This is a genomic window from Streptomyces sp. NPDC001415 (genome assembly GCF_053597395.1).
Map to the genome: position 1 here is coordinate 205,709 of NZ_JBSFIE010000011.1, position 21,645 is coordinate 227,353.

Consider the following 21,645-nt stretch of genomic DNA (forward strand, 5'->3'; position numbering starts at 1 on the left):
GGCATTTCAGCCTGTCATGGGGGTCCCCCCTGGCCCTTAAGGCCTTGGGGGAGTTTGAGGACGAGCGCCCTTCAGGCGCGAACGGGGTCTGGGGCGGAGCCCCAGGAGAGTCCAGCCAGCACACCACAACCCCCGGAGGGTCTAGGGAAGGGGCGGGGTGGGGAAAGACCGCCGGGCCGCCTCGTCCGCCGCCCCGCCTGCCCCGACCAGCCCCCGCCCGACCCCGCGGAGCCTCGGCTCGAACCGCCGCATCTCCCGCGCCCCCACCACCCCGATCACCGAAGGCAAGTACCCCCGCACGGACTGCATCCCCCGCAACCACCACTGCGCGTACACATGGGAGGACCTCCGCTCGATCCCCGCGACGATCCGGTCGACGGCCGGCCCGAGCGGATACGTCCGGTTCGAGGGCCACGGCAGCCGAGACCGGAGCTCGCGCATCACATCGTCCTGGTCGGCCCCCCGCACCATGTCCGTGTCGGTCCAGGACAGGTACCCGACCCCGACCCGCACCCCCTTGTGGCCCACCTCCGCGCGCAGGCTGTGCGCGAACGCCTCGACGCCGGACTTGGACGCGCAGTACGCCGTCATCATGGGCGCCGGGGTGATCGCCGCGAGGGAGGCGATCTGGAGGAAGTACCCGCGCGACTCCATCAGTACGGGCAGGAAGGCGCGAGCCGTCACGGCCCCGCCGATGAGGTTGACCTCGATGACCCGGCGCCAGGCGTCCGGGTCGGAGTCGACGAACGGCCCTCCGGAGGCGACGCCCGCGTTGGCGACGACGATGTCGACCTTCCCGAACCGTTCCTTGACCTCGCCCGCGACCCGCGCCATCGCCTCGTGGTCGGTGACGTCCGCGTACCAGGACTCGGCCTCGGTGTGCAGCCGGGCCGCGACCTGCTTCAGCTCGTCGGGTTCGAGCCCGACGAGCGCGACCTTGGCGCCGCGCGCCGACAGCTTGCGTGCGAGGAGTTCGCCGACACCCCGGGCCGCACCGGTGACGACCGCGACCTGCCCTTCCAGACTGACCCTGTTCATACGGCACGCTCCTCGGCGTCGACGGCGGGGGCGGCGAGATGCGTGGCCACCAGCGCGCGGATCTTCTCGGTGATGAATTCGGGCGCCTCGATGGGCGTCATGTGCCCGACGCCGGTGAGGACGTCGAGCGAGCGGCAGTCGGGCAGCCCGGCCGCGATCCGCTCCGCGTGCACGGGCGGTGTGAGCCGGTCCACGCTGCCGACCACCACGGCGGTGGGCACCGTCAATTCCCGTACCAGCACTCCTAGTTCGAGCTCGGCCAGCACATGGGACCAGTCCTGGCGGACGTCGCGCGGGCAGGCGTGCACGATCCTGGCGCACGCCTCGACCTTGTCGGGCGCGGCCCCGGGCCCCATCGTCGCGTACCGCAGGACCTTCTTGGCGAGCGGAGTGACCGGCCCGAGCGGCGCCCCCGATCCCAGGATGCGCCGAGTGAGCCCCGTCCGCAGCCACCCGGCCCGCATCGGCACCACCCGCGACTCGGCCACGAGCCGCGACGCGCCCGTGCTGCACAGCAGGACCGCCGCCGCGTGCTCGCGCAGCCCGGGCCGTCCGGCGGCCGCCATGAGGGTCATGCCGCCCATGGAGTGCCCGGCGAGCACGGCCCGTTCACCCGGCGCGAGCGTCGCCGCGAGCACCGCTTCGAGATCGTCGGCGAGCGCCTCGGTGGAGTAGCCGGAGGCGGCGGACGTACGCCCGTGACCGCGCTGGTCGTACGCGATGACCCGGCACTCCCCGGACAGCGCCCGGATCTGTGCCGCCCAGAACGCGGTCGAGCAGGTCCAGCCGTGCGCGAGGACGACGGCGGGCGCGTCGGCGGGCCCGTGCACCTCGACGTGCAGCGGGGTGCCGTCGGCGGAACGGGCGGTCAGCTCGCGCTCGGCGACGGGAGGGGCGCACACCCCGGCCCGCGCGGCCCCGGCCGGCCTCACGCGGACACCGCCGACGCCTCGACGGGCTCCCGCTCAGGCATGGGGGGGCGTACGACCTCGTACTCCCCCAGGTCCACCTCGCGGGTCGCGCGGCGGAACTCGCTGGTGGTGCCCGGCCAGACGGTGGTGTTGCGGCCGTTGGCATCGAGGTACCAACTGGTGCAGCCGCCGGTGTTCCACACGGTCCGCTTCATGCGTTCCTGCACCCGCCGGTTCCAGGCGCCGACGGCGGACGGCCGGGCGGCGAGCGCGGCGCGGCCGCCGAGCACGTTCAGCTGCCGCAGGTAGTCGGCCATGTAGTTGAGCTGGGACTCGATCATCAAAATCATGGAGGAGTTCCCGAGGCCGGTGTTGGGCCCGATGATCGTCATCCAGTTGGGGAACCCGGCCGCGGTCGCCCCGCGCAGCGACTGCATGCCGTCCTTCCACGACTCGGCGAGCGTGTGCCCCTCGGCGCCGACGACGCGGTCGGCGATGGGCATGTCGGTGACGTGGAACCCGGTGCCGAAGATGATCGCGTCGACCTCGGCCTCGGTGCCGTCGGCGGCGACGACGGTGGACCCGCGCACCTCGGCGAGTCCGGAGGCGACTACGTCCACGTTGGGCTCGGCGAGCGCCGGATAGTACGAGCTGGAGAGCAGGATCCGCTTGCAGCCGATCCGGTAGTCGGGCGTGAGCTTGGCGCGCAGGGCCGGATCCTTGATGGCGCGGGCCATGTTGGACTTGGCGAGCGACTCGATGAGCCCGAGCTCGTTGGGCCGCTTGGTGAACGCGCTGACCTGCAACTCCCGTATGCCCCACAGGAGTCCGCGCCGGGCGGCCCCGGTGAACGGCAGCTGGCGGTGCAGCCAGCGCTCAACTCCCGTGATTTCACGGTCCATTCGCGGCATGACCCAGGGCGGCGTCCGCTGAAAGAGCGTCAGCCGGGCGACGTCGGGCTGGATGGTAGGCACGATCTGAATCGCGGACGCACCGGTGCCGACCATGGCGACGCGCTTGCCGCGCAGGTCGTAGTCGTGGTCCCAGCGAGCGGAGTGGAACACCTTGCCGGGGAAGGTGGAGAGCCCCGGAATCTCCGGCATCTTGGGATCGGAAAGCGGCCCGGTGGCGGAAACGACGACGTCAGCGGTGAGCGTGACCCCGTTGCCGCCGACCTCGATCTGCCAGCACAACCGCTCCGCGTCCCACCGCATCATGGTGACTTCGTGACCGAGGCGGATGTGCGGGCGCAGCCGGAAGACGTCGGCGACGTGCTCCAGGTAGGCGCGGATGTGCTCCTGCCCGGAGAAGGTGCGGGGCCAGTCGGGGTTGGGCGCGAAGGAGAAGGAGTAGAGGTGCGAGGGCACGTCGCAGGCGCACCCCGGGTAGCTGTTGTCGCGCCAGGTGCCGCCGACGGAGTCGGCCCGTTCCAGGACGACGAAGTCGGTGATGCCCTCGCGCCGCAGCCGAACCGCCGCCCCGAGCCCACCGAACCCCGACCCGATCACCGCCACCCGCACATGCTCGTGCTCGTGCTCGTGCTGGCCCATGCCACCGCCTCCCATTCCGCCAGTAATCACTGGCACTGTTGGGAGGGTAGAGCAGTCACATACCGAGCGGTAGGGGTACGGGCGGGGAAGTTACCGCCGGTACGACTCGTCGGCGCGGGGCGCCGGCCACCGCATAGGCTGACGGGGTGGCAGAAGACCAGGCAAGTGAGGGCGTCGGCAAAGTACGCCGGGCGGGGGCACGCGGGGTGGGGGCGCGAGAGAGCGGCCGCGCCAACGGTACGCCGGAGCGGCCCGACGCCGTCCACGAGTCCCGCATGCCGGAACCGGCCCCGACCGACACCGTCCACAAGCACCGCACACCGGAACCGGCCCCGACCGATACCGCCCCCGGACACCGCACGCCGAAGCCCGCTCCGACTGACACCGTCCGCGAATACCGCATGGCGGAGCTCGCCCGGAAGGCCGGGATCACCGAACGCACCCTGCGCTTCTACCGCGAGCGCGGCCTGATCCCGCCGCCGCGCCGGGAGGGCCGTATCGCCTGGTACGACGACCACCACCTGGCCCGCCTGCGCACGATTTCCGCACTCCTGGAGCGCGGCCACACCCTGTCCGGCATCGCGGACCTGACCTCGGCCTTCGAGTCGGGCCGGGATGCGGGAGAGGCGCTGGGCCTGGTCGAGCCGACCGAGGAGACGCCCGTGCGCCTGACCCCGGAGGCACTGGCCGACCACTTCGCGGGCGAGGTCACCCCCGAGAACCTGGCGGCCGCGCTCGACCTGGGTTACCTGGCCGTCTCCGGCGAGGAGATCGTCCACATCAGCCGCCGCCTCCTGGACGTCTCGGCCTCCCTGGTCCGTGAGGGCGTCCCGCTGGCGGCGGTGCTGGCCGCGGGCCGCGAAGTCCGCGAACACGCCGACGCCCTGGCCGCCCTCTTCACCGACCTCCTGCGCACCCACGCGGCCCCGGAGGACGCCGAACGCCTGCGCCCGCTGGCCAAGGCGGTGGTGGACGCCGAACTGTCGCTGGCCCTGGACCGGCGACTTTCACAGGAGCCCTGACGGGGCCCGGGGTTCCGGTGAGTGGGCCGCCGGGCCGGGTTGGGGCCCACCGGGCCGGGCTGGGGCCCACCGGAGGCACCGACCGCCACCCCCGGGTCCACCCAGGGCGGCGCCCCCTGTCCCTCCGCCCTACAAGTCGTAGACCACCGTCACAGGCGCGTGATCGCTCCACCGCTCCCCGTGCGTCGCGGCCCGCTCGACGAACCCCTTCACGGCCCGCTCGGCGAGCCCGGGGGTCGTGACCTGGTAGTCGATGCGCCAGCCCGTGTCGTTGTCGAATGCCCGTCCCCGGTACGACCACCACGAGTACGGCCCCTCGACGTCCGGGTTCAGGGCGCGCACCACGTCGACGTAGCCGCCGTCGGCCGCGTCGAAGACCCGCGTCATCCAGTCCCGCTCCTCGGGCAGGAAGCCGGAGTTCTTCTTGTTGCCCTTCCAGTTCTTGAGGTCGGCCTCCTGGTGGGCGATGTTCCAGTCGCCGCAGACCACGACCTCGCGCCCGTCGGCGGCGGCCCGCGCCTTGAGCCCCTTGAGGTACTCCAGGAACTCCGCCATGAAGCGGATCTTCTCGTCCTGCCGCTCGGTGCCGACCTCGCCGGAGGGCAGGTACAGGGAGGCGACGGTCACACCGGGCAGGTCCGCCTCGACATAGCGCCCGCTGCCGTCGAACTCCTCGCTCCCGAACCCGATCCGCACCCGGTCCGGCTCGCGCCGGGTGAGCAGCGACACACCGGCGCGGCCCTTCGCGGCGGCCGGCGCGTGCACGGCGAACCAGCCCTCGGGCGCGCCGGCCTCGGCGGGCAGCTGGTGGGGCTCGGCCCGCACTTCCTGCAGGCAGATCACGTCGGCCCCGGTCCCCCCGAGCCACTCCACGAAGCCCTTCTTGGCGGCGGCCCGCAGCCCGTTTACATTCACAGAGGTAACAGTGAGCATCCCGGCACCCTACCGACCCGGCACCATTCAGCCCTCGCATAGAAGTACGCTATTGCGCATGATTATCCGCCAGCTCGGCTACGATCACCCCGACGCCGTGAAGCTCAACGACCAGGTCCAGCTCGAATACGCCGAGCGGTACGGGGACGAGGGCGACATCACGCCCCTGGACGCCGCCATGTTCCTGCCCCCGCGCGGCCTGTACCTGATCGCGTACGACAGCGAGGGGCACCCGGTGGCCACCGGCGGCTGGCGCAGCCAGGAGGCCAACGAGGAGAACTACCGCGACGGCGACGCCGAGCTGAAGCGCATGTACGTCGTCCCCGAAGCCCGGGGCCTGGGCCTCGCCCGCCGCATACTCGCCGCCCTGGAAGCCGACGCCCGCGCGGCCGGCCGCACCCGCATGGTCCTGGAAACCGGCATAAAGCAACCCGAGGCCATCACCCTGTACGCCTCGACAGGCTACGAACCCTGCGAAAAGTTCGGCCACTACCGCACGTACGACACGAGCCGCTGCTTCGCGAAGCCGCTCGCGGACTCCTGAGGGGCCCGGCGGGGGCGTCGACCGCTCCCGGAAACGACGAGATCCCGCCCGATCGTGATGATCGGACGGGATCTCTTCGTTGTTGTGGACCTGAGGGGATTCGAACCCCTGACCCCCTCGATGCGAACGAGGTGCGCTACCGGACTGCGCCACAGGCCCTTGCAACGAGTGAAACCTTAGCACCCGGATGGGAGTGCTTGGAAATCCGTTCCTCGCTGGTCAGCGAGAGCCAGGTCATTCGTTGGCGGCGCGGGGGCGGTCCTCGTCGGCGTACTGGTCGAAGAGCGGGGTGCGGCGGCGACTTGGGCCCGTGCGCTGCCTCGGGGGCGGCTCGGCGGCGGGCGGGGCCGGGGTGGGGTCGGCGGTCGAGGAGCGGGCCGAGGACCACGTGTCGGGGGCGCCCAGGTCGATGCTGCCGGTGGCGCGCGGGGCGACGGGCGCGGTGACGTACGTGGGCAGCGGGACCGGCACCGGGTCCCAGCTGGCGCCGCGCTCGGGGCCGCGCTCGCGCTGCTGGTCGACCCACTCCTGGTGGTCGGTCTGCTCGACCAGGGCGCGCCGCCCTGCCTCCTGCGGGGAGAGGGCCGGGGCGGGCGCGGGCTCGGGCACGGGGGCCGGGTGGTGGGACTCGGCTTCGTCGTCGGCCTCGGTGCCCGGCGCCGTGGCCCGGGCGCGCGGCCGGCTCTCGCGCAGCCGCTGGGCCGCGGCCTCGGCGCGACGGCGGTCCATGGTGAACGCGAAGCGCCGTCGCTCCTGGATCCGCAGGTGCACGATGTACGCGCTCAGCAGGGCGGCCGGGACGGCCGGCGCCCACAGGAAACCGAGTCCGCCGACCGCCGCGACGACCGCGCCCAGCGTGAAGGCGAGGAAGAGGACGACGGTGGTGCGCCGGCGCCGGGCGAGCACGGCGCTGCGCTGGGCGCGCCGGGCCCGCTCCGCCGAGGCGAAGTTCGCGGGGCGCTCACGCCGCGGCTCGGGACGTTCCGGCCGCTCGTGCCGTGGCTCCAGGGACTCCGGCTGCTCGTGCCGTGGCTCCGGCGGTTCCGGCCGCTCGTGCCGCGCGGGCCGGGCCTCGCGGGCCGGGGGCACGGCGGATTCCCGGGCGCCCGTGGACTCCCCCGGAGTCGCGAGGAGTTCCGTCGGGGCGTCCGGAGGGGTCCCGCGTGTCGCCTCGGGCTCTGCCTCCTCGGTGGCCCGCTGGCGCAGCTCCTTGGCGTACCGGCGCTCCATGGCCGACCGTCCGGACAGCAGCCGGATGGCGGTGCTGAAGCGTTCCGTCGGACGGGCCTCGTTGAGTTCGTCCTGCCTGCGGAGCCACATCGGCACCAAGTAGGCGGCCCAGGCCCCGACGATGACTGCGTAAATGAGGCCGCTGCTGCTCACACCCCACACCGTAGAGGGGCGGGCGCGCGGGGATACGCCAATTGAGCCGGTGTGTCGCACGATCTGGCTGATATCACCGGCTTTTTTTGTGATTTCTCAGATCGTTCGACGCGAGAGAGGGATCGGATCGCGATCGAATTCGAACGTTTATTTCATTTTCCGGTGTTTCCCGTGTTCCCGTGATGGGACTCGCGGGCTCGCCGCCACCGGGCGAGCAGCCCGTCGGGGACTTCCTCCGCGGTGAGCGCGTACACCAGGTGGTCGCGCCACGCGCCGTCGATGTGGAGATAGCGCGGGCGCAGCCCTTCCTCGCGGAAACCGAGCTTTTCCACCACCCGGCGGCTCGGCGCGTTCTCGGGGCGGATGCACACCTCCATGCGGTGCAGCCCCACCGTGCGGAAGCAGTGGTCGGTGGCGAGCGCGACGGCCGTCGGCATCACGCCCCGGCCCGCGACCTCGCGGTCCACCCAGTACCCGACGTGGCCCGAGCACATCGAGCCCCAGGTGATCCCGGCGACCGTCAACTGGCCCACCAGACGGCCCTGGTACTCGATGACGAACGGCAGCATGCGGCCCGCGTTGGCCTCGGCGCGCAGGTGGCGGACCATCTGCCGGTACGTGGGGCGCTGGGCGAAGGGCGCGCCGGGCGCGGGCGGCGGGATCGTCGCCTCCCAGGGCCGCAGCCAGTCGCGGTTGCGCCGGTTGACCTCGCGCCAGGCCCGTTGGTCGCGCGCCTTTATGGGGCGGAGGACCACATCGCCCTCCGCGAGCTCGACCGGCCAGGAAGGAACGTTCAGCTCGGGCTCCCCGCGGGTCTCGGGTGGTCGCCGCCGCGGATCTGGTCCACGGCGTGCCGCAGGATCCGCTCCAGGACGGCGAGCCCGTCGCGTACACCGCCGGTGGAGCCCGGCAGGTTGACGATCAGGGTGCGGCCCGCCACTCCGGCAAGGCCTCGCGAGAGGGCGGCGGTGGGGACCTTGGCCAGGCCCTCGGCGCGGATGGCCTCGGGGATGCCGGGGACCTCGTAGTCGATGACGCCCCGGGTCGCGTCGGGGGTGCGGTCGGTGGGCGAGATGCCGGTGCCGCCGGTCGTGACGATCGCGTCGTACCCGGCGGCCGCGCCCGCGCGCAGCGCCTGCCCGACCGGGGCGCCGTCGGGCACGACCAGCGGGCCGTCCACCGCGAAGCCGAGCGCGGCGAGGCCCTCGGCGAGCAGCGGGCCGCCCGTGTCCGCGTACACCCCGGCGGCCGCCCGGTTGGAGGCGGTGACGACGAGCGCGGCGTACGGAGCCAGAAGCGCCTCGCCGAGCCCTTCGCCGCCCAGGGGGAAGGGCGCCGCCGCCTGCGGGCCGGGCCTCGGCGGGGTCGTGGCGGGCTGCGGGGGCGTCATGCTCCGGCCGCCTCGGGCCGGTTCCAGTCGCCGGACTTGCCGCCGGTCTTCTCCTCGACCCTGATATCGGTGATCACGGCGGCTTTGTCGACCGCCTTGACCATGTCGACGACGGTGAGGGCCGCCACCGACACCGCGGTCAGCGCCTCCATCTCGACGCCCGTGCGGTCGGTGGTCTTCACCGTCGCGAGGATCTCCACCGCGTCGTCGGCGACCGACAGGTCGAGCTTCACTCCGGAGACTGCCAGGGGGTGGCACAGCGGGATGAGGTCGGGGGTGCGCTTGGCGCCCATGATCCCGGCGATGCGGGCGGTGGCCAGGGCGTCTCCCTTGGGGACGCCCTCGCCGCGCAGGAGCTCCACGACACGCGGCGAGACGAGCACGCGGCCGCTCGCGCGGGCGGTGCGTGCGGTGACGTCCTTCTCGGAGACGTCGACCATGCGGGCCGCACCCGCCTCGTCGATGTGCGTGAGCCTGCCTTGCGTCGTACTCATTCGGTGGCGCTCCCGGTACGGCTTCTGTGGGCAGACACCGTACCCCCACCGACTGACACTCAGCCGAGCAGGACCACTTCCACCTCGCTGCCGGGCTCCGCCGACGTGGTGTCCTCGGGCAGCACGATCAGGCAGTCGGCCTGCGCGAGCGCCGCGATCAGATGCGATCCGGAGCCACCGACCGGGCGGACGGTGCCCGCCTCGGCGTCGTAGGCGCCGCGCAGGAACTGGCGCCGGTCCGCGGGCGAGGACAGCGCCTTGTCGGCCTTCAGGACGGCGCGCGCGGTCGGCCGGTGCACGTCGTCGAGGCCCATCAGGGTGCGGATCGCGGGGCGTACGAACAGCTCGAAGGAGACGTACGAGGAGACCGGGTTGCCGGGGAGGGCGAGCAGCGGGGTGTGGTCGGGGCCGATCGAGCCGAAGCCCTGGGGCTTGCCCGGCTGCATCTTCAGCTTGCGGAAGTCGACGCCGCTGCCCGGCTCGTCCTCGTCTCCTACGGAGGACAGCGCCTCCTTGACGACGTCGTACGCTCCGACGCTGACCCCGCCGGTGGTGACCAGGAGGTCGGCGCGGATCAGCTGGTCCTCGATGGTGTCGCGCAGGACGTCCGCGTCGTCGGTGACGGCGCCGACGCGGTAGGAGATGGCGCCCGCGTCCCGGGCGGCGGCGGCCAGCGCGAAGCTGTTGGAGTCGTAGATCTGGCCCTGGCCCAACTCCTCGCCGGGCTGCACCAGTTCGCTGCCCGTGGAGAGCACCACCACGCGCGGGCGCGGCCGCACGGTGACCGCGCCTCGGCCGATGGCTGCGAGCAGGCCGATCTGGGGCGGGCCGAGCACGGTGCCGGCCGTCAGCGCGAGGTCGCCCACCTGGACGTCGCTGCCGCGCGCGCGGACGTGGGCGCGGGCCTCGGCCGGGCGGTGCACCCGCACTTCGCCGCTCGCCCCTTCGGGAGCGTCTCCCGCGGGCCGCATGGTGGTGGCGGCTCCCCGGCCGGTCCCGCCGTCGGTCCACTCGACGGGGACGACGGCCTCGGCGCCGGGCGGCAGCGGGGCGCCGGTCATGATCCGGGCGGCCTGGCCGGGGCCCACGGTGGGCAGTTCACCGCTGCCCGCCGCGACGTCGCCGATGACGGTGAGCACCGCGGGGAACTCCTCGCTGGCGCCCGCGACATCGGCGACCCGCACCGCGTACCCGTCCATCGAGCTGTTGTCGAAGGGCGGCAGGGCGATGGACACCGTGACGTCCTCGACCAGGACGCAGCCCTGGGCGTCGGGCAGTTGCAGCTCGATCGGTTCGAGCGGCCTGACCGCGGCGAGGATGTCGTCCAGGTGCTCGTCCACCGACCAGATCGTGTTGCTCACGGGTGCCTACATCTCCTCGGTGACGTACCGGCGAAGCCAGGCCTTGAAGTCCGGGCCCAGGTCTTCACGTTCGCACGCCAGTCTGACAATGGCTCGCAGATAGTCTCCGCGATCGCCGGTGTCATAGCGACGGCCCTTGAAGACGACGCCGTGCACGGGGCCGCCGATCGACTCGTCGGCGGCCATCTGCTGGAGGGCGTCGGTGAGCTGGATCTCGCCGCCGCGGCCCGGCTGGGTGGTGCGCAGCACGTCGAAGACGGCCGGGTCCAGGACATAGCGGCCGATGACGGCGAGGTTGGAGGGCGCCTCGGCGGCCTCGGGCTTCTCGACGAGTCCGGTGACCCGTACGACGTCACTCTCAGCGGTGGTTTCGACGGCCGCGCAGCCGTAGAGGTGGATCTGTTCGGGGTCGACCTCCATGAGCGCGATCACGCTGCCGCCCTCGTGCTCCTGGATCTCCACCATCCGCGAGAGCAGCTGGTCGCGGGCGTCGATCAGGTCGTCGCCGAGGAGCACCGCGAAGGGCTGGCTGCCCACGTGCGGGGCCGCGCACAGCACGGCGTGGCCAAGACCCCGCGGGTCCCCCTGGCGTACGTAGTGCATGGTCGCCAGGTCGCTGGACTCCTGCACCTTGGCGAGGCGGTCCGCGTCGCCCTTTCGGGTCAGCGCCGACTCCAGCTCGTAGTTCCGGTCGAAGTGGTCCTCCAGAGGACGCTTGTTGCGGCCGGTCACCATCAGGATGTCGGAGAGGCCCGCCGCCACCGCCTCCTCCACCACGTACTGAATGGCCGGCTTGTCCACCACCGGCAGCATTTCCTTCGGGGTGGCCTTGGTGGCCGGAAGGAACCGGGTACCGAGCCCGGCCGCGGGGATGACAGCCTTGGTGATCCGTGGGGGCGACTGAGTCATGCGGGGCACACTATCCGCTGCCTATGTGCGGAAGATGATCCGTCGGTGAATTCGCTCTCTTACCCACGCATTTGAGGGGATTGCAGAAGCACGGTGAGTGACCAAACGTCCGAAAAGGCCCTCTTGCGGCTCAGCCTTCTCGACGCCAGGAAGCGGCTGAGCGACGACGAACTGCTCGCCTCCTCCCTGGCGCTCGCCGACCGGGCCCTGGCCCTGCCCGAACTCGCGGCGGCCGGCACGGTGGCCGCGTACATCTCGGTGGGCCGCGAACCGGGCACCCGCGCCCTGGTCCACTCGCTGTACGCCCGGGGTGTACGGGTGCTGCTTCCGGTGCTGCTCGCGGACAACGATCTGGACTGGGCCGCCTACTCCGGGCCCGAGCACCTCCTGCCGGCGGGGCGCGGGCTGCTCGAACCGGAGGGCGAGCGGCTCGGCCCGGACGCCGTGACGGCCGCGGACACCGTGCTGCTGCCCGGCCTCGCCGTGGACGCGCGCGGGATGCGGCTCGGCCGGGGCGGCGGTTCCTACGACCGGGTCCTCGCCCGTATCGAGGCGTCCGGCAGCGCGCCCGCGCTGGTGGTGCTCCTCTATGCGAACGAGGTGGTCGCGCGGGTCCCGGAGGAACCGCACGACCACCCCGTGCAGGCTGTCGTCACCCCCTACGGGGTGACGCGCTTCAACGCCTGAAGGCCGGTGTCACAAGGCCCGTACTACGGCGTGAGCTTCAGCGTGTCCACGGTTGACCCGTCGACCGCCTTGCCGCTGAACGACCAGTCCAGGAGCTGGCCCTTGGCCCACTTCTCGGTCTGGTCCGAGTAGTGCGCGCTGTAGGCGTGGCCCGAGGCGCCGGTGAGGTTGATCCACTTGGACTTGTCGAAGTCCTTGAGGTTGACGACCATCCGCATCGAGGGGACCCAGGTGACGCCGTAGTCGCCGCTCGCCGCGTTCCAGCCGGTGGCATTGACCGCGGCCTCGCCGCCGCCCAGGTTCCACGGGCCGCGGTTGAGGACGTACTGGAGGAAGCCCGGGCCCTCCTTGCCGAGGGTCTGGTTCTTCAGCATCAGCTGGTGCAGCCGGCCCCAGCTCCAGGTCGTGGTGTCCTTGCCGAGCTTGGCGGTCAGCTCCCAGCGGGCGTCCTTCATGGCCCGGGCGAGCAGCTGGTCGCGCGTCGTGGTGGCCTTGTCGAGACGGGTCGCGGGCGACTGCCACCAGGTGTTGTTCTGGTCGTTGAAGATCTTCCGGACGACCTCGGACCAGCGGTCGCCGCCGTCGGGCTGCGCCGAGTCGCCGTCGCGCTCGCCGCACTCCTGGACCTTCTGATTGGGGTCGTCGACCGGACCGGTGCCGGCCGGCGGAGTCACGTACAGGCACTCGCCCTTGGGACGCAGTTCCTTGGGCAGCTTGTTGCCGAACGCCAGCTTCAGGACGTTGCGCCACACCGAGTTGAAGTAGGCGGCGGCCGCCGAGTCGTTCTCCTGGGTGTAGTCCCAGCCCTCAAGGAGCTTCTGCGCCTCGCGGACGGCCGGGTCCGGCACGTTGATCTTCAGCAGGGCGGGCGTCAGCAGCGCGGCGATCTCGCTGCTGTTGTCCATCTGCATCTTCTGCATGTCCTCGGTGGAGATCTTCCCGCCGCCCTTGGTCTTCGACTCGATGAGGTCGTTGATCCGCTGGCTGCGGGTGCCGTATCCCCAGTCCTTGGTGATCAGGTACGGGTACTTCTTGTCGTCGATCACGGCCTGGTTGGCGGTGACGATGAAGCCCCGCTTGGGGTTGTACTCGTAGGGCAGCGCGTCGAAGGGGATGTAGCCCTTCTTCCACGCGTACTTGGAGTCCCAGCCCGGGGCCGGCATGGTGCCGTCGACGCCCTCGGCGCGCACCGGGATCTTGCCGGGGGCCTGGTAGCCGATGTTGCCCTTGGTGTCGGCGTAGATCAGGTTCTGCGAGGGGACCTCGAAGTCCTTGGCGGCGGCCCGGAAGGACTTGAAGTCGGTGGCGCGGTTCAGCGCGAACACCGCGTCCATGGACTTGCCGGGCTCAAGTGCCGTCCATTTCAGGGAGACCGCGTAGCCGGTGCCCCGGTCGGGGGCCGCGGAGTTGACGGGCGCCTTCTGGCCGACCTTCTCCAGCTCGTCGTCGCGGTCCGAGACGAGGGGGCCGTTGTTGGTCTCGCGGATCGTGATGGTCTTGCTGGGCCCGCCGGCGACCTTGATGACCTCCTCGCGCGTGGCGAGCGGCTTCTCCTGGTTGTCGTAGAGGTAGCTGGAGCCGGAGATCTTCTCCAGGTACAGGTCGGTCACGTCGGCGCCGAGGTTGGTGAAGCCCCAGGAGACGTCCTGGTTGTGGCCGATGACCACGCCGGGCATGCCGGAGAAGGTGTAGCCCGCGACGTCGTAGTTGCACTTGCCGGAGACGGTCCGGCAGTGCAGGCCCATCTGGTACCAGAGCGAGGGCATCATCGGCGCGAGGTGCGGGTCGTTGGCGAGCAGCGGCATGCCGGTCGTCGTGTACTGGCCCGACACCACCCAGGAGTTGGAGCCGATGCCGCTGCCGTTGGGGCCGAGCAGCGCCGGGATCTTGTCGAGGGTGTCGGAGAGCGCCGACAGCTGGCTCTGCATCCCCTGGAGGGCGCCCTGGGCGGTCCCCGAGGCCCCGTCGGAGCCCGTCGCGGCGCGCTGGGGGTCGAACTTCCCGGTGGCCTTGTTGTACGAGCCCTCGTCGACGACGGGTCGGTGGGTGGCGGAGGGATAGGCCGGGTACAGGTCGTTGATCTGCTTCGCGCTGAGCCTGCTGGTCATCAGCGAACGGTCGATCTCTTCCTGCATGTTGCCGCGCAGGTCCCAGGCCATCGCCTTGAGCCAGGCCACCGAGTCGACCGGCGACCAGGTCTCGGGCGTGTAGTCGTTGGTGAAGCCGAGGGCCGCGTACTCGACGGAGATGTCCTTGCCGTCCTTGCCCTTCAGGTACGCGTTCACCCCCGCCGCGTACGCCTGGAGGTACTGCTTGGTGGCGGGCGACAGCTTGGTGTCGTACTCCTGCTGCGCGACCTTGCGCCAGCCCAGCGTGCGCAGGAAGGCGTCGGTGTCCACCTGACCGCTGCCGAACATCTCCGAGAGCCGGCCCGACGTCATGTGGCGCCGGACGTCCATCTCCCAGAAGCGGTCCTGCGCCTGGACGTAGCCCTGCGCCATGAACAGGTCCGCGTCGCTGTCGGCGTAGATCTGCGGGACGCCGTAGTCGTCGCGCTTGACCTCGACCTGGCCGGTCAGGCCCGGGAGCTTGATGGTGCCGGTGGTCTGCGGGAACGAGGCGCGCACGGTACTCACCGACCAGTACGCGCCGTAGGCCACGCCCGCGACCAGCGCCAGCACCAGGACGAGGACGAACAGCCTCAGGCGGCGTCCCCTCTTCCTGCTCGTCTTGCCGGCCGTCGTACCGGCGGAAGGGGCGGTTGTGGTGGCGGGCATCGCTGTCCTTCGAGGGGCAGGGTGGTCCAGGAGTGCTGGGAGCAACCATAGGCGCAGCCGCTGACAGCCCCCGACGCGGTGTCTGAGTTCGCGCACCGGGGCGTCGCGCACATGAGCCCGCGCGTAAAGAAAGCGTCAAAGATTAGGTAAGGTAACGAAGTACCTTGGGCGAAGGAACGTTTCACCAGGTGCGTCCCAGGAGTCCCCGGATGCGCACCCGGCGCCTTGGGATGCACGATTTTCATGGGGTGCCCGGCGGCACCTGAGGGGAAGGATCGGCCACTGACTGTCCACCAGCTCAACGAACTCCTGCTCATCTGCTCGCTCGTCCTGCTCATCGCCGTCGCCGCGGTGCGCATCTCGTCCCGCAGCGGGCTCCCCAGCCTGCTCCTGTATCTCGGCATCGGGATCGCGATCGGGCAGGACGGCATCTTCCACGTCAAGTTCAGCGACGCGGAACTGACGCAGGTGATCGGCTATGCCGCACTGGTGGTGATCCTGGCCGAGGGCGGCCTGGGCACCAAGTGGAAGGAGATCAGGCCGGCGTTGCCGGCGGCCGTGGTGCTGTCGCTCGTCGGCGTCGCGGTGAGCGTGGGGGTCACGGCGGCGGGCGCGCACTATCTGGTGGGCCTGGAGTGGCGGCAGTCACTGATCATCGGCGCGGTGGTGTCGTCCACGGACGCCGCGGCCGTCTTCTCGGTCCTGCGCAAGGTGCCCCTGCCGTCGCGCATCACCGGCGTCCTGGAGGCCGAGTCGGGCTTCAACGACGCCCCCGTGGTGATCCTGGTCGTCGCCTTCTCCACACCGGGGCCTGTCGACTCCTGGTACCTGCTGGTCGGGAAGATAGCCCTGGAGCTCGCCATAGGCGCCTCGGTCGGGCTCGCGGTGGGCTGGCTCGGATCGTACGGACTGCGCCATGTGGCCCTGCCCGCGTCCGGTCTCTACCCGATCGCGGTCATGGCGATCGCCGTGAGCGCCTACGCGGCCGGCGCGATGGCCCACGGCTCCGGCTTCCTCGCGGTCTACCTCGCCTCCATGGTGCTCGGCAACGCCAAGCTGCCGCACTGGCCCGCCACCCGCGGCTTCGCCGACGGGCTCGGCTGGATCGCCCAGATCGGCATGTTCGTCCTGCTCGGCCTGCTGGTCACCCCGCACAACCTGGGCGCCGACTTCTGGCCGGCCGTGATCATCGGCCTGGTCCTGACGATGGTCGCGCGGCCGGTGGAAGTGCTGCTCAGCCTGCTGCCCTTCAGGATGCCGTGGCAGGAGAAGGCCCTGATGTCGTGGGCGGGCCTGCGCGGCGCCGTGCCCATCATCCTCGCCACGATTCCCATGGTCTCCGGGATCGACGGCAGCGAGAAGGTCTTCAACATCGTCTTCATCCTGGTCGTCGTCTACACCCTGATCCAGGGTCCGACACTGCCGTGGCTGGCCCGCAAGCTCCAGCTCTCCGACACCGACGAGGCCGCCGACCTGGGCGTCGAATCGGCCCCCCTGGAGCGGCTTCGCGGCCATCTGCTCTCCGTGGCGATCCCGCCGAAGTCGAGGATGCACGGCGTCGAGGTGCACGAACTGAGGCTGCCGCCGGGCGCCGCCGTCACCCTGGTCGTACGCGACGGCAAGAGCTTCGTGCCGGGGCCCACGACCGTGCTGCGTCACGGCGACGAGCTTCTGGTGGTGGCCACCGATCCGGTACGGGACGCGGCCGAGAACCGGCTGCGGGCGGTCGGCCAGGGCGGAAAGCTGGCGGGCTGGCTGGGCACCGGGGGCGAAGCGAGCGAGCCTCCCAAGAAGGCGAAGCCCAGGCGAACGGCTCATTAAGGCGCGTGGCGCCGCCGTTAAGCCGCGTGTCGGCCCAATAAACACAGGCCGAAACTTGGCACTCCGTGCGGATTCGTAGGCACGGGGTGCCAAACCTCTGTATCATGAAGGCACACCACTGATCGACCAACTCTGCCTGACGCAGAGCTGGCGCGACCGTATGGCGGTCGGGAGCTCCCCGCAGTAGCCCCGGCATCTACCGCAGTTCCGCGCAAGAGGACAGCTCTCGGCAACGCCCGCACCCACAGATCTGTGCATGGGGCGCGCTACCAGGCGGCAGAAAGGCAAGGGGCCGTGGCATCCACGGTCACTTCTGACAAGCGGCCCGGTTACGGGCAGCTTCTGCGCACACCTGGCGCACTGTCCTTCCTCCTGCCCGGCTTCGCCGCCCGGCAGCCCTTCGCGATGCTCACCATCGGCATCCTCCTGCTCGTCCAGCACACCACCGGCTCCTACGGGGGCGCGGGCGCCGTCGCCGCCTTCACCGGCGTGTCCATGGCGCTGTTCGCCCCGCAGAGCGGCAAGCTCGCGGACCGCTTCGGACAGCGCGCGGTCCTGGTGCCGGGCGTCCTGGTCCACGCGGCCTCGGTGTCCGCGCTGACCGCCCTCGCGCTGGCCGGCGCGCCCCTGTGGGCGCTGTTCATCGCGGCCGTGCCCACCGGCGCCTCGGTCCCGCAGGTCGGCCCCATGGTGCGGGCCCGCTGGGCCAACAAGCTCGACGGCTCGCCCCTGATGGCGACCGCCGCCGCCTTCGAGTCGGTCACCGACGAGTTCACCTTCGTCATCGGCCCGGTCCTGGCGACCGCCCTGTGCACCGGCGTGCACCCGGCCGCAGGGCTCATCGCCGAGGCGTCGCTGACCCTCGTCGGCGGCCTCCTGTTCGCGGCACGGCGCGGCACCCAGCCGCCGGTCCGCAGCGCCGCCGAGCACGAGGCGGCCGAGCACACCTCCGCGCTGTCCATCCCGGGCGTACGCGTCCTGGCGATGGCCTTCCTCGGCATCGGCGCGGTCTTCGGCGGCATGCAGGTTTCGCTGACCGCCTTCGCGGAAGAGATCGGCAACCCCGGCATCAACGGCGTCCTTTACGGCATCTTCGCCGCCGGAAACATGCTGGCGGGCATCGCCTGCGGCGCCATCGCCTGGAAGTCCGCGCCCCGCACCCGGCTGATCGCCGGCTACGCGGCGCTGACGCTGGCGGCCTCCGGACTGTGGGCGGCGCACTCCGCGCTGCTGCTCGGCGGCCTCGGCCTGATCGTCGGCCTGTGCATCGCCCCGGCCCTGATCACCGGCTACACGCTGGTCGAGACGCTGGTCCCGGCCACCTCCCGCACCGAGGCGTTCACCTGGCTGACCGGCGCGGTCGCGCTGGGCCAGGCCGCCGCCGTCACCGTGGCCGGGCGGCTGACCGACGCCCACGGTTCGACCGCCGGATTCCTGGTGCCGATGGCGGGCACGGCGCTGGCCCTGGTCACGCTGCTCGCACTGCGCTCCCGGCTCTCCCCGCGCCCGTCGGGACGTACCGTGGCGCGTGGCGTCGGTCACCGTGTCCCCGTCACGGTGGACTGATCCCGGGGAATACGTCAGTATGGACCGTCGTTAGCACTCAATGAGTGAGAGTGCCAGGAGGAAGACACAGTGCCGACCTACCAGTACCAGTGCACCGAGTGCGGCGAGGGCCTTGAGGCGGTGCAGAAGTTCACCGATGACGCCCTGACCGTATGCCCGAACTGCGACGGACGCCTGAAGAAGGTGTTCTCGGCGGTCGGCATCGTCTTTAAGGGCTCCGGCTTCTACCGCAACGACAGCCGCGGCGCGTCGTCGAGCAGCTCGCCCGCGTCGTCCTCGTCGGCGTCGAAGACCTCGTCGAGCTCGGACTCCAAGCCGGCCGCGTCGACGTCGAGCTCCCGCTCGGCCGCGTCGAGCTCCGGCACGGCCGCCTGACCCGGCTTCCGTACAGAACCCCCGCCCGTACTACGGCGGGGGTTCCGTCGTTTGTGCCCACGGTTAGTGTGACCGGCATGGTTAACGCAGAGATCGGCGTCATCGGCGGCTCGGGGTTCTACTCGTTCCTGGAGGACGTCACCGAGGTCCAGGTGGACACTCCCTACGGCTCCCCCAGCGACTCGCTCTTCCTCGGCGAGATCGCCGGCCGACGGGTGGCGTTCCTGCCCCGCCACGGCCGCGGCCACCACCTGCCCCCGCACCGCATCAACTACCGCGCCAACCTGTGGGCACTGCGGTCGGTCGGGGTGCGCCAGGTGCTCGGGCCGTGCGCGGTGGGCGGCCTGCGCGAGGAGTACGGGCCGGGCACGCTCCTTGTACCGGACCAGCTGGTGGACCGTACGAAGGCGCGCGTCCAGACCTTCTTCGACGGGCTGCCGCTGCCCGACGGCACGATCCCCAACGTCGTGCACACCACGTTCGCCGACCCGTACTGCCCGAGCGGCCGCAAGGCGGCCCTGGGCGCGGCCGACGGGCGCGGCTGGCAGGCCGTGGACGGCGGCACCATGGTCGTCGTCGAGGGCCCCCGCTTCTCCACCCGCGCCGAATCGAAGTGGCACGCGTCGATGGGCTGGTCGGTGGTCGGCATGACCGGGCACCCCGAGGCCTACCTCGCCCGCGAACTGGAGCTCTGCTACACCTCGTTGTCCCTGGTGACCGACCTGGACGCGGGCGCCGAGACCGGCGAGGGCGTCTCGCACGCCGAGGTCCTGCGGGTGTTCGGCGAGAACGTGGCGCGCCTGCGCGAGGTGCTCTTCGACGCGGTCGCGGCCCTTCCCGCGACCGAGGACCGCGACTGCCTGTGCATGCACGCGCACGACGGCTGGGACCTGGGCATCGAGCTGCCGTAAGCGTGGCGCGGGCCCGGCGCTGGGCGCTTTCCGGCGCCGGGCGAGCAGGGGGGCGGGGCCGGTTCGTCAGCGGGGCCGGTTTCCGAGCAGGGCCTCCTGAGCGGGCCGCGGGCCTGAGCGGGCCCCGGCCCGAGCGGGCTGTGGGCCGAGCGGGCCGCGGGCCTTGAACTCCCCTTCCGGGTGAGCGAGTTGTCCACAAGTGGCCGACGGTCCACAGGCTCCGGCGAAATCCCGCGGAGCAGGGGATCGTGAAGAGCGTCCGAGCACCACAGGCTCCTCACGATCGGCAGTGATCACCATGTCCGCAGGCACCACGTCATCCGCCTCACCCGCTCCCCGCCCGCTCCCCTTCCTGCCTCCCGTGCCCGCGCCCGAGCCCGGCGGGGTGCCGTTCTTCCCGCCGCTGCGGGTGCGCGGCGGAAAGCACGGGCTGCGGCGCGCGATGCGCAGGCGACGGCGCGCCATGGCCGCGGGGCTCGCCGTCACGGCCGCCGCCCTCGCCGTCTCCAGCCCGCAGGCGGCTGAGCGTACGCACCCGCCCGCGGCCCCCGCGCCCCGCGAGCGAGGCCCGGCGCGGCCGGTCACGCTGGTGTCGGCGCCGGTACGGATCGCGGACGCGGAGACCGTACGGCTCCTGAAGCCCGGCGACCGGGTCGATGTGATCGCGTCCCCCAACTCGCCCTCGGCAAGCGGCGATCAGGCCCGCGTGGTGGCAACGGACGCCAGGGTCAAGGAAGTTCCGGGCACGCGTGGCGCCTCGGCGGAAGCCGGAGCGCTCGTTGTCCTCGCCGTGCCGCGCGAGGCCGCCAAGGCGCTGGTCGGCGCGGGTACGACGTCCCGGCTTGCGGTGACGCTGTGTTGATTCGCACGGGCGAACGGTCAAGTCGCCAATTCGCGTGCATGGATTGGACAGCTTGGGTCTGCCCTGTCCAAGGTGGCGCAGGAGTTTGCACTGCCCCCTGCACATGCGAAGAAAGGCTCATTGGTGAGCGAGGAGAAGACAAGCGTGCTGGCCGGCTTCAAGGCCTTCCTGGTGCGCGGGAACGTGATCGACCTGGCGGTCGCCGTGGTGATCGGCGCCGCGTTCACCAACGTGGTGAACTCGGTCGTGAAGGGCGTGATCAACCCGCTGGTCGGCGCGTTCGGCACCAAGGACCTGGAGGGCTACAGCTCCTGCCTGAAAGGCCCCTGCACCGCCGACTCGGGCATCCAGATCGCCTGGGGCGGAGTGCTCAGCGCCCTGCTGAGCTTCCTCATCACCGCCGCCGTTGTGTACTTCCTGATGGTGCTGCCGATGGCCAAGTTCCTGGCCCGACGAGCCCGGCAGGACAGGGCCGAGGAAGGCATGCGCGAGACGATGGAGATCAGCGAGCTGGAGGTGCTGAAGGAGATCCGCGACGCCCTGGTCGCCCAGCGCGGCTCCGGCCCCGCTTCGTAGACCGATCCCGTACGGCTGGGATCTGCCGAGCGCGTACGGCTGGGATGTGCGGAGCGCGTACGGCTGGGATGTGCGGAGCGCGTACGGCTGGGATGTGCGGAGCGCGTACGGCTCAGGTGTATCGAGCTCGTGCCGCTGACATGTGGCGAGCCCGTACCGCTCAGACGGATCGAGCTCGTACGACTCAGATGTGGTGGGGCGGCTTCTCGTCGAGGAAGCGCGCCAAGTCGGCGGCGCTGCCCGCGGAGGCGGGCCGCTCGCCCCACCCGCGGTCCGTGTCGTCCGCAGATTGCTGGTCCAGCGGATCGTCGAAGACCAGCGTCGGCTTGGACTGCTCCTTGGGCGCTGATTTCCGGTCGCGCGGTCCGGGGGCGGGGGCGGTGCTCATACGTCAAGGGTACGGCGGACGGGGGCGCCGCACGTGGGCCGGTCGGCGGGCCTTGGGGCGCCGGCCCTGCGGACGATGCCGTACGCGGCCCGGAAGACAGCCCTTCGACCGGCCTGGCTTCGATTCGGCGGCCTCCAATGAGCGGTT

The 21,645-nt window shown here is 71.4% G+C and carries 21 protein-coding genes and 1 tRNA gene; 9 read left to right on the forward strand and 13 right to left on the reverse strand.

The window, feature by feature from the left end; genetic code table 11:
* Window positions 1–141 precede the first annotated feature (141 nt).
* Genes ACWC2B_RS17860 through ACWC2B_RS17870 form a run of 3 tightly spaced genes read right to left on the reverse strand, consistent with a single transcriptional unit; the run spans window position 142 to window position 3,499 of the window.
* Entirely contained in the window at window positions 142–1,038 is an 897-nt protein-coding gene (locus tag ACWC2B_RS17860) for an SDR family oxidoreductase (RefSeq protein ID WP_450717485.1), read from the reverse strand.
* A complete protein-coding gene (locus tag ACWC2B_RS17865) occupies window positions 1,035–1,970 on the reverse strand; it encodes an alpha/beta fold hydrolase (protein WP_450717487.1) in 936 nt (311 codons plus the stop codon). The genes ACWC2B_RS17860 and ACWC2B_RS17865 overlap by 4 nt, the downstream gene beginning before the upstream one ends.
* Window positions 1,967–3,499: a flavin-containing monooxygenase gene (locus ACWC2B_RS17870; RefSeq protein ID WP_450717489.1), complete on the reverse strand. Its 1,533-nt coding sequence runs from the start codon at window positions 3,497–3,499 to the stop codon at window positions 1,967–1,969. The genes ACWC2B_RS17865 and ACWC2B_RS17870 overlap by 4 nt, the downstream gene beginning before the upstream one ends.
* 401 nt (window positions 3,500–3,900) lie before the next feature.
* On the opposite strand from ACWC2B_RS17870, the gene ACWC2B_RS17875 reads away from it, so the two are divergent.
* Complete coding sequence (locus ACWC2B_RS17875) at window positions 3,901–4,521, forward strand: MerR family transcriptional regulator (protein WP_450717586.1); 621 nt, start codon at window positions 3,901–3,903, stop codon at window positions 4,519–4,521.
* A gap of 129 nt (window positions 4,522–4,650) precedes the next feature.
* On the opposite strand, the gene ACWC2B_RS17880 is transcribed toward ACWC2B_RS17875, so the two are convergent.
* Window positions 4,651–5,454: an exodeoxyribonuclease III gene (locus ACWC2B_RS17880; RefSeq protein ID WP_450717491.1), complete on the reverse strand. Its 804-nt coding sequence runs from the start codon at window positions 5,452–5,454 to the stop codon at window positions 4,651–4,653.
* A 58-nt stretch (window positions 5,455–5,512) separates the two neighbouring features.
* Between ACWC2B_RS17880 and ACWC2B_RS17885 the strand changes: the two genes are divergently transcribed.
* Window positions 5,513–5,998, forward strand: coding sequence for a GNAT family N-acetyltransferase (locus tag ACWC2B_RS17885; protein WP_450717493.1), 486 nt, complete (start codon window positions 5,513–5,515; stop codon window positions 5,996–5,998).
* Window positions 5,999–6,083: 85 nt separating this feature from the next.
* Here ACWC2B_RS17885 and ACWC2B_RS17890 read toward each other — a convergent pair.
* The 7 genes from ACWC2B_RS17890 to galU form a co-directional block, all read right to left on the reverse strand.
* Window positions 6,084–6,157, reverse strand: a tRNA-Ala gene (locus tag ACWC2B_RS17890).
* Between the two features lie 75 nt (window positions 6,158–6,232).
* The gene (gene sepX, locus ACWC2B_RS17895; protein WP_450717495.1) at window positions 6,233–7,381 is read right to left on the reverse strand and encodes a divisome protein SepX/GlpR; all 1,149 of its coding nucleotides are present in this window, start codon (window positions 7,379–7,381) and stop codon (window positions 6,233–6,235) included.
* A gap of 152 nt (window positions 7,382–7,533) precedes the next feature.
* Window positions 7,534–8,178, reverse strand: coding sequence for a GNAT family N-acetyltransferase (locus ACWC2B_RS17900; RefSeq protein ID WP_450717588.1), 645 nt, complete (start codon window positions 8,176–8,178; stop codon window positions 7,534–7,536).
* Window positions 8,175–8,771 carry a MogA/MoaB family molybdenum cofactor biosynthesis protein gene (locus ACWC2B_RS17905; RefSeq protein ID WP_450717497.1) on the reverse strand — a complete coding sequence of 199 codons (597 nt, stop codon included), beginning with the start codon at window positions 8,769–8,771 and terminating at the stop codon, window positions 8,175–8,177. Before ACWC2B_RS17905 ends, ACWC2B_RS17900 begins: the two co-directional genes overlap by 4 nt.
* Window positions 8,768–9,265 carry a cyclic pyranopterin monophosphate synthase MoaC gene (gene moaC, locus ACWC2B_RS17910; RefSeq protein WP_053729598.1) on the reverse strand — a complete coding sequence of 166 codons (498 nt, stop codon included), beginning with the start codon at window positions 9,263–9,265 and terminating at the stop codon, window positions 8,768–8,770. Before moaC ends, ACWC2B_RS17905 begins: the two co-directional genes overlap by 4 nt.
* A 59-nt stretch (window positions 9,266–9,324) precedes the next feature.
* On the reverse strand, window positions 9,325–10,626 hold the full coding sequence (gene glp / locus ACWC2B_RS17915; protein WP_450717500.1) for a molybdotransferase-like divisome protein Glp: 1,302 nt from the start codon (window positions 10,624–10,626) through the stop codon (window positions 9,325–9,327).
* Window positions 10,627–10,632: 6 nt separating this feature from the next.
* Window positions 10,633–11,535, reverse strand: coding sequence for a UTP--glucose-1-phosphate uridylyltransferase GalU (galU, locus tag ACWC2B_RS17920; RefSeq protein ID WP_450717502.1), 903 nt, complete (start codon window positions 11,533–11,535; stop codon window positions 10,633–10,635).
* 93 nt (window positions 11,536–11,628) lie between these two features.
* On the opposite strand from galU, the gene ACWC2B_RS17925 reads away from it, so the two are divergent.
* Window positions 11,629–12,222, forward strand: coding sequence for a 5-formyltetrahydrofolate cyclo-ligase (locus ACWC2B_RS17925; RefSeq protein WP_450717504.1), 594 nt, complete (start codon window positions 11,629–11,631; stop codon window positions 12,220–12,222).
* 23 nt (window positions 12,223–12,245) lie between these two features.
* On the opposite strand, the gene ACWC2B_RS17930 is transcribed toward ACWC2B_RS17925, so the two are convergent.
* Window positions 12,246–14,999, reverse strand: coding sequence for a penicillin acylase family protein (locus ACWC2B_RS17930; RefSeq protein ID WP_450717506.1), 2,754 nt, complete (start codon window positions 14,997–14,999; stop codon window positions 12,246–12,248).
* Window positions 15,000–15,242: 243 nt separating this feature from the next.
* Between ACWC2B_RS17930 and ACWC2B_RS17935 the strand changes: the two genes are divergently transcribed.
* From ACWC2B_RS17935 to mscL, 6 genes are all read left to right on the forward strand, one after another.
* On the forward strand, window positions 15,243–16,820 hold the full coding sequence (locus ACWC2B_RS17935) for a potassium/proton antiporter (protein WP_450717508.1): 1,578 nt from the start codon (window positions 15,243–15,245) through the stop codon (window positions 16,818–16,820).
* Window positions 16,821–17,114: 294 nt separating this feature from the next.
* Window positions 17,115–18,386, forward strand: a complete 1,272-nt coding sequence (locus tag ACWC2B_RS17940; RefSeq protein WP_450717510.1) for an MFS transporter — start codon at window positions 17,115–17,117, stop codon at window positions 18,384–18,386.
* Window positions 18,387–18,455: 69 nt separating this feature from the next.
* The gene (locus tag ACWC2B_RS17945; protein ID WP_450717512.1) at window positions 18,456–18,761 is read left to right on the forward strand and encodes an FmdB family zinc ribbon protein; all 306 of its coding nucleotides are present in this window, start codon (window positions 18,456–18,458) and stop codon (window positions 18,759–18,761) included.
* 77 nt (window positions 18,762–18,838) lie between these two features.
* Window positions 18,839–19,672: an S-methyl-5'-thioadenosine phosphorylase gene (locus ACWC2B_RS17950; protein ID WP_450717514.1), complete on the forward strand. Its 834-nt coding sequence runs from the start codon at window positions 18,839–18,841 to the stop codon at window positions 19,670–19,672.
* A 298-nt stretch (window positions 19,673–19,970) separates the two neighbouring features.
* Window positions 19,971–20,534: an RcpC/CpaB family pilus assembly protein gene (locus tag ACWC2B_RS17955; protein ID WP_450717516.1), complete on the forward strand. Its 564-nt coding sequence runs from the start codon at window positions 19,971–19,973 to the stop codon at window positions 20,532–20,534.
* A gap of 123 nt (window positions 20,535–20,657) precedes the next feature.
* On the forward strand, window positions 20,658–21,110 hold the full coding sequence (gene mscL, locus ACWC2B_RS17960) for a large conductance mechanosensitive channel protein MscL (protein WP_450717518.1): 453 nt from the start codon (window positions 20,658–20,660) through the stop codon (window positions 21,108–21,110).
* Between the two features lie 184 nt (window positions 21,111–21,294).
* Here mscL and ACWC2B_RS17965 read toward each other — a convergent pair whose 3' ends face one another.
* Window positions 21,295–21,498 carry a hypothetical protein gene (locus tag ACWC2B_RS17965; protein WP_450717520.1) on the reverse strand — a complete coding sequence of 68 codons (204 nt, stop codon included), beginning with the start codon at window positions 21,496–21,498 and terminating at the stop codon, window positions 21,295–21,297.
* Between the last annotated feature and the right edge of the window lie 147 nt (window positions 21,499–21,645).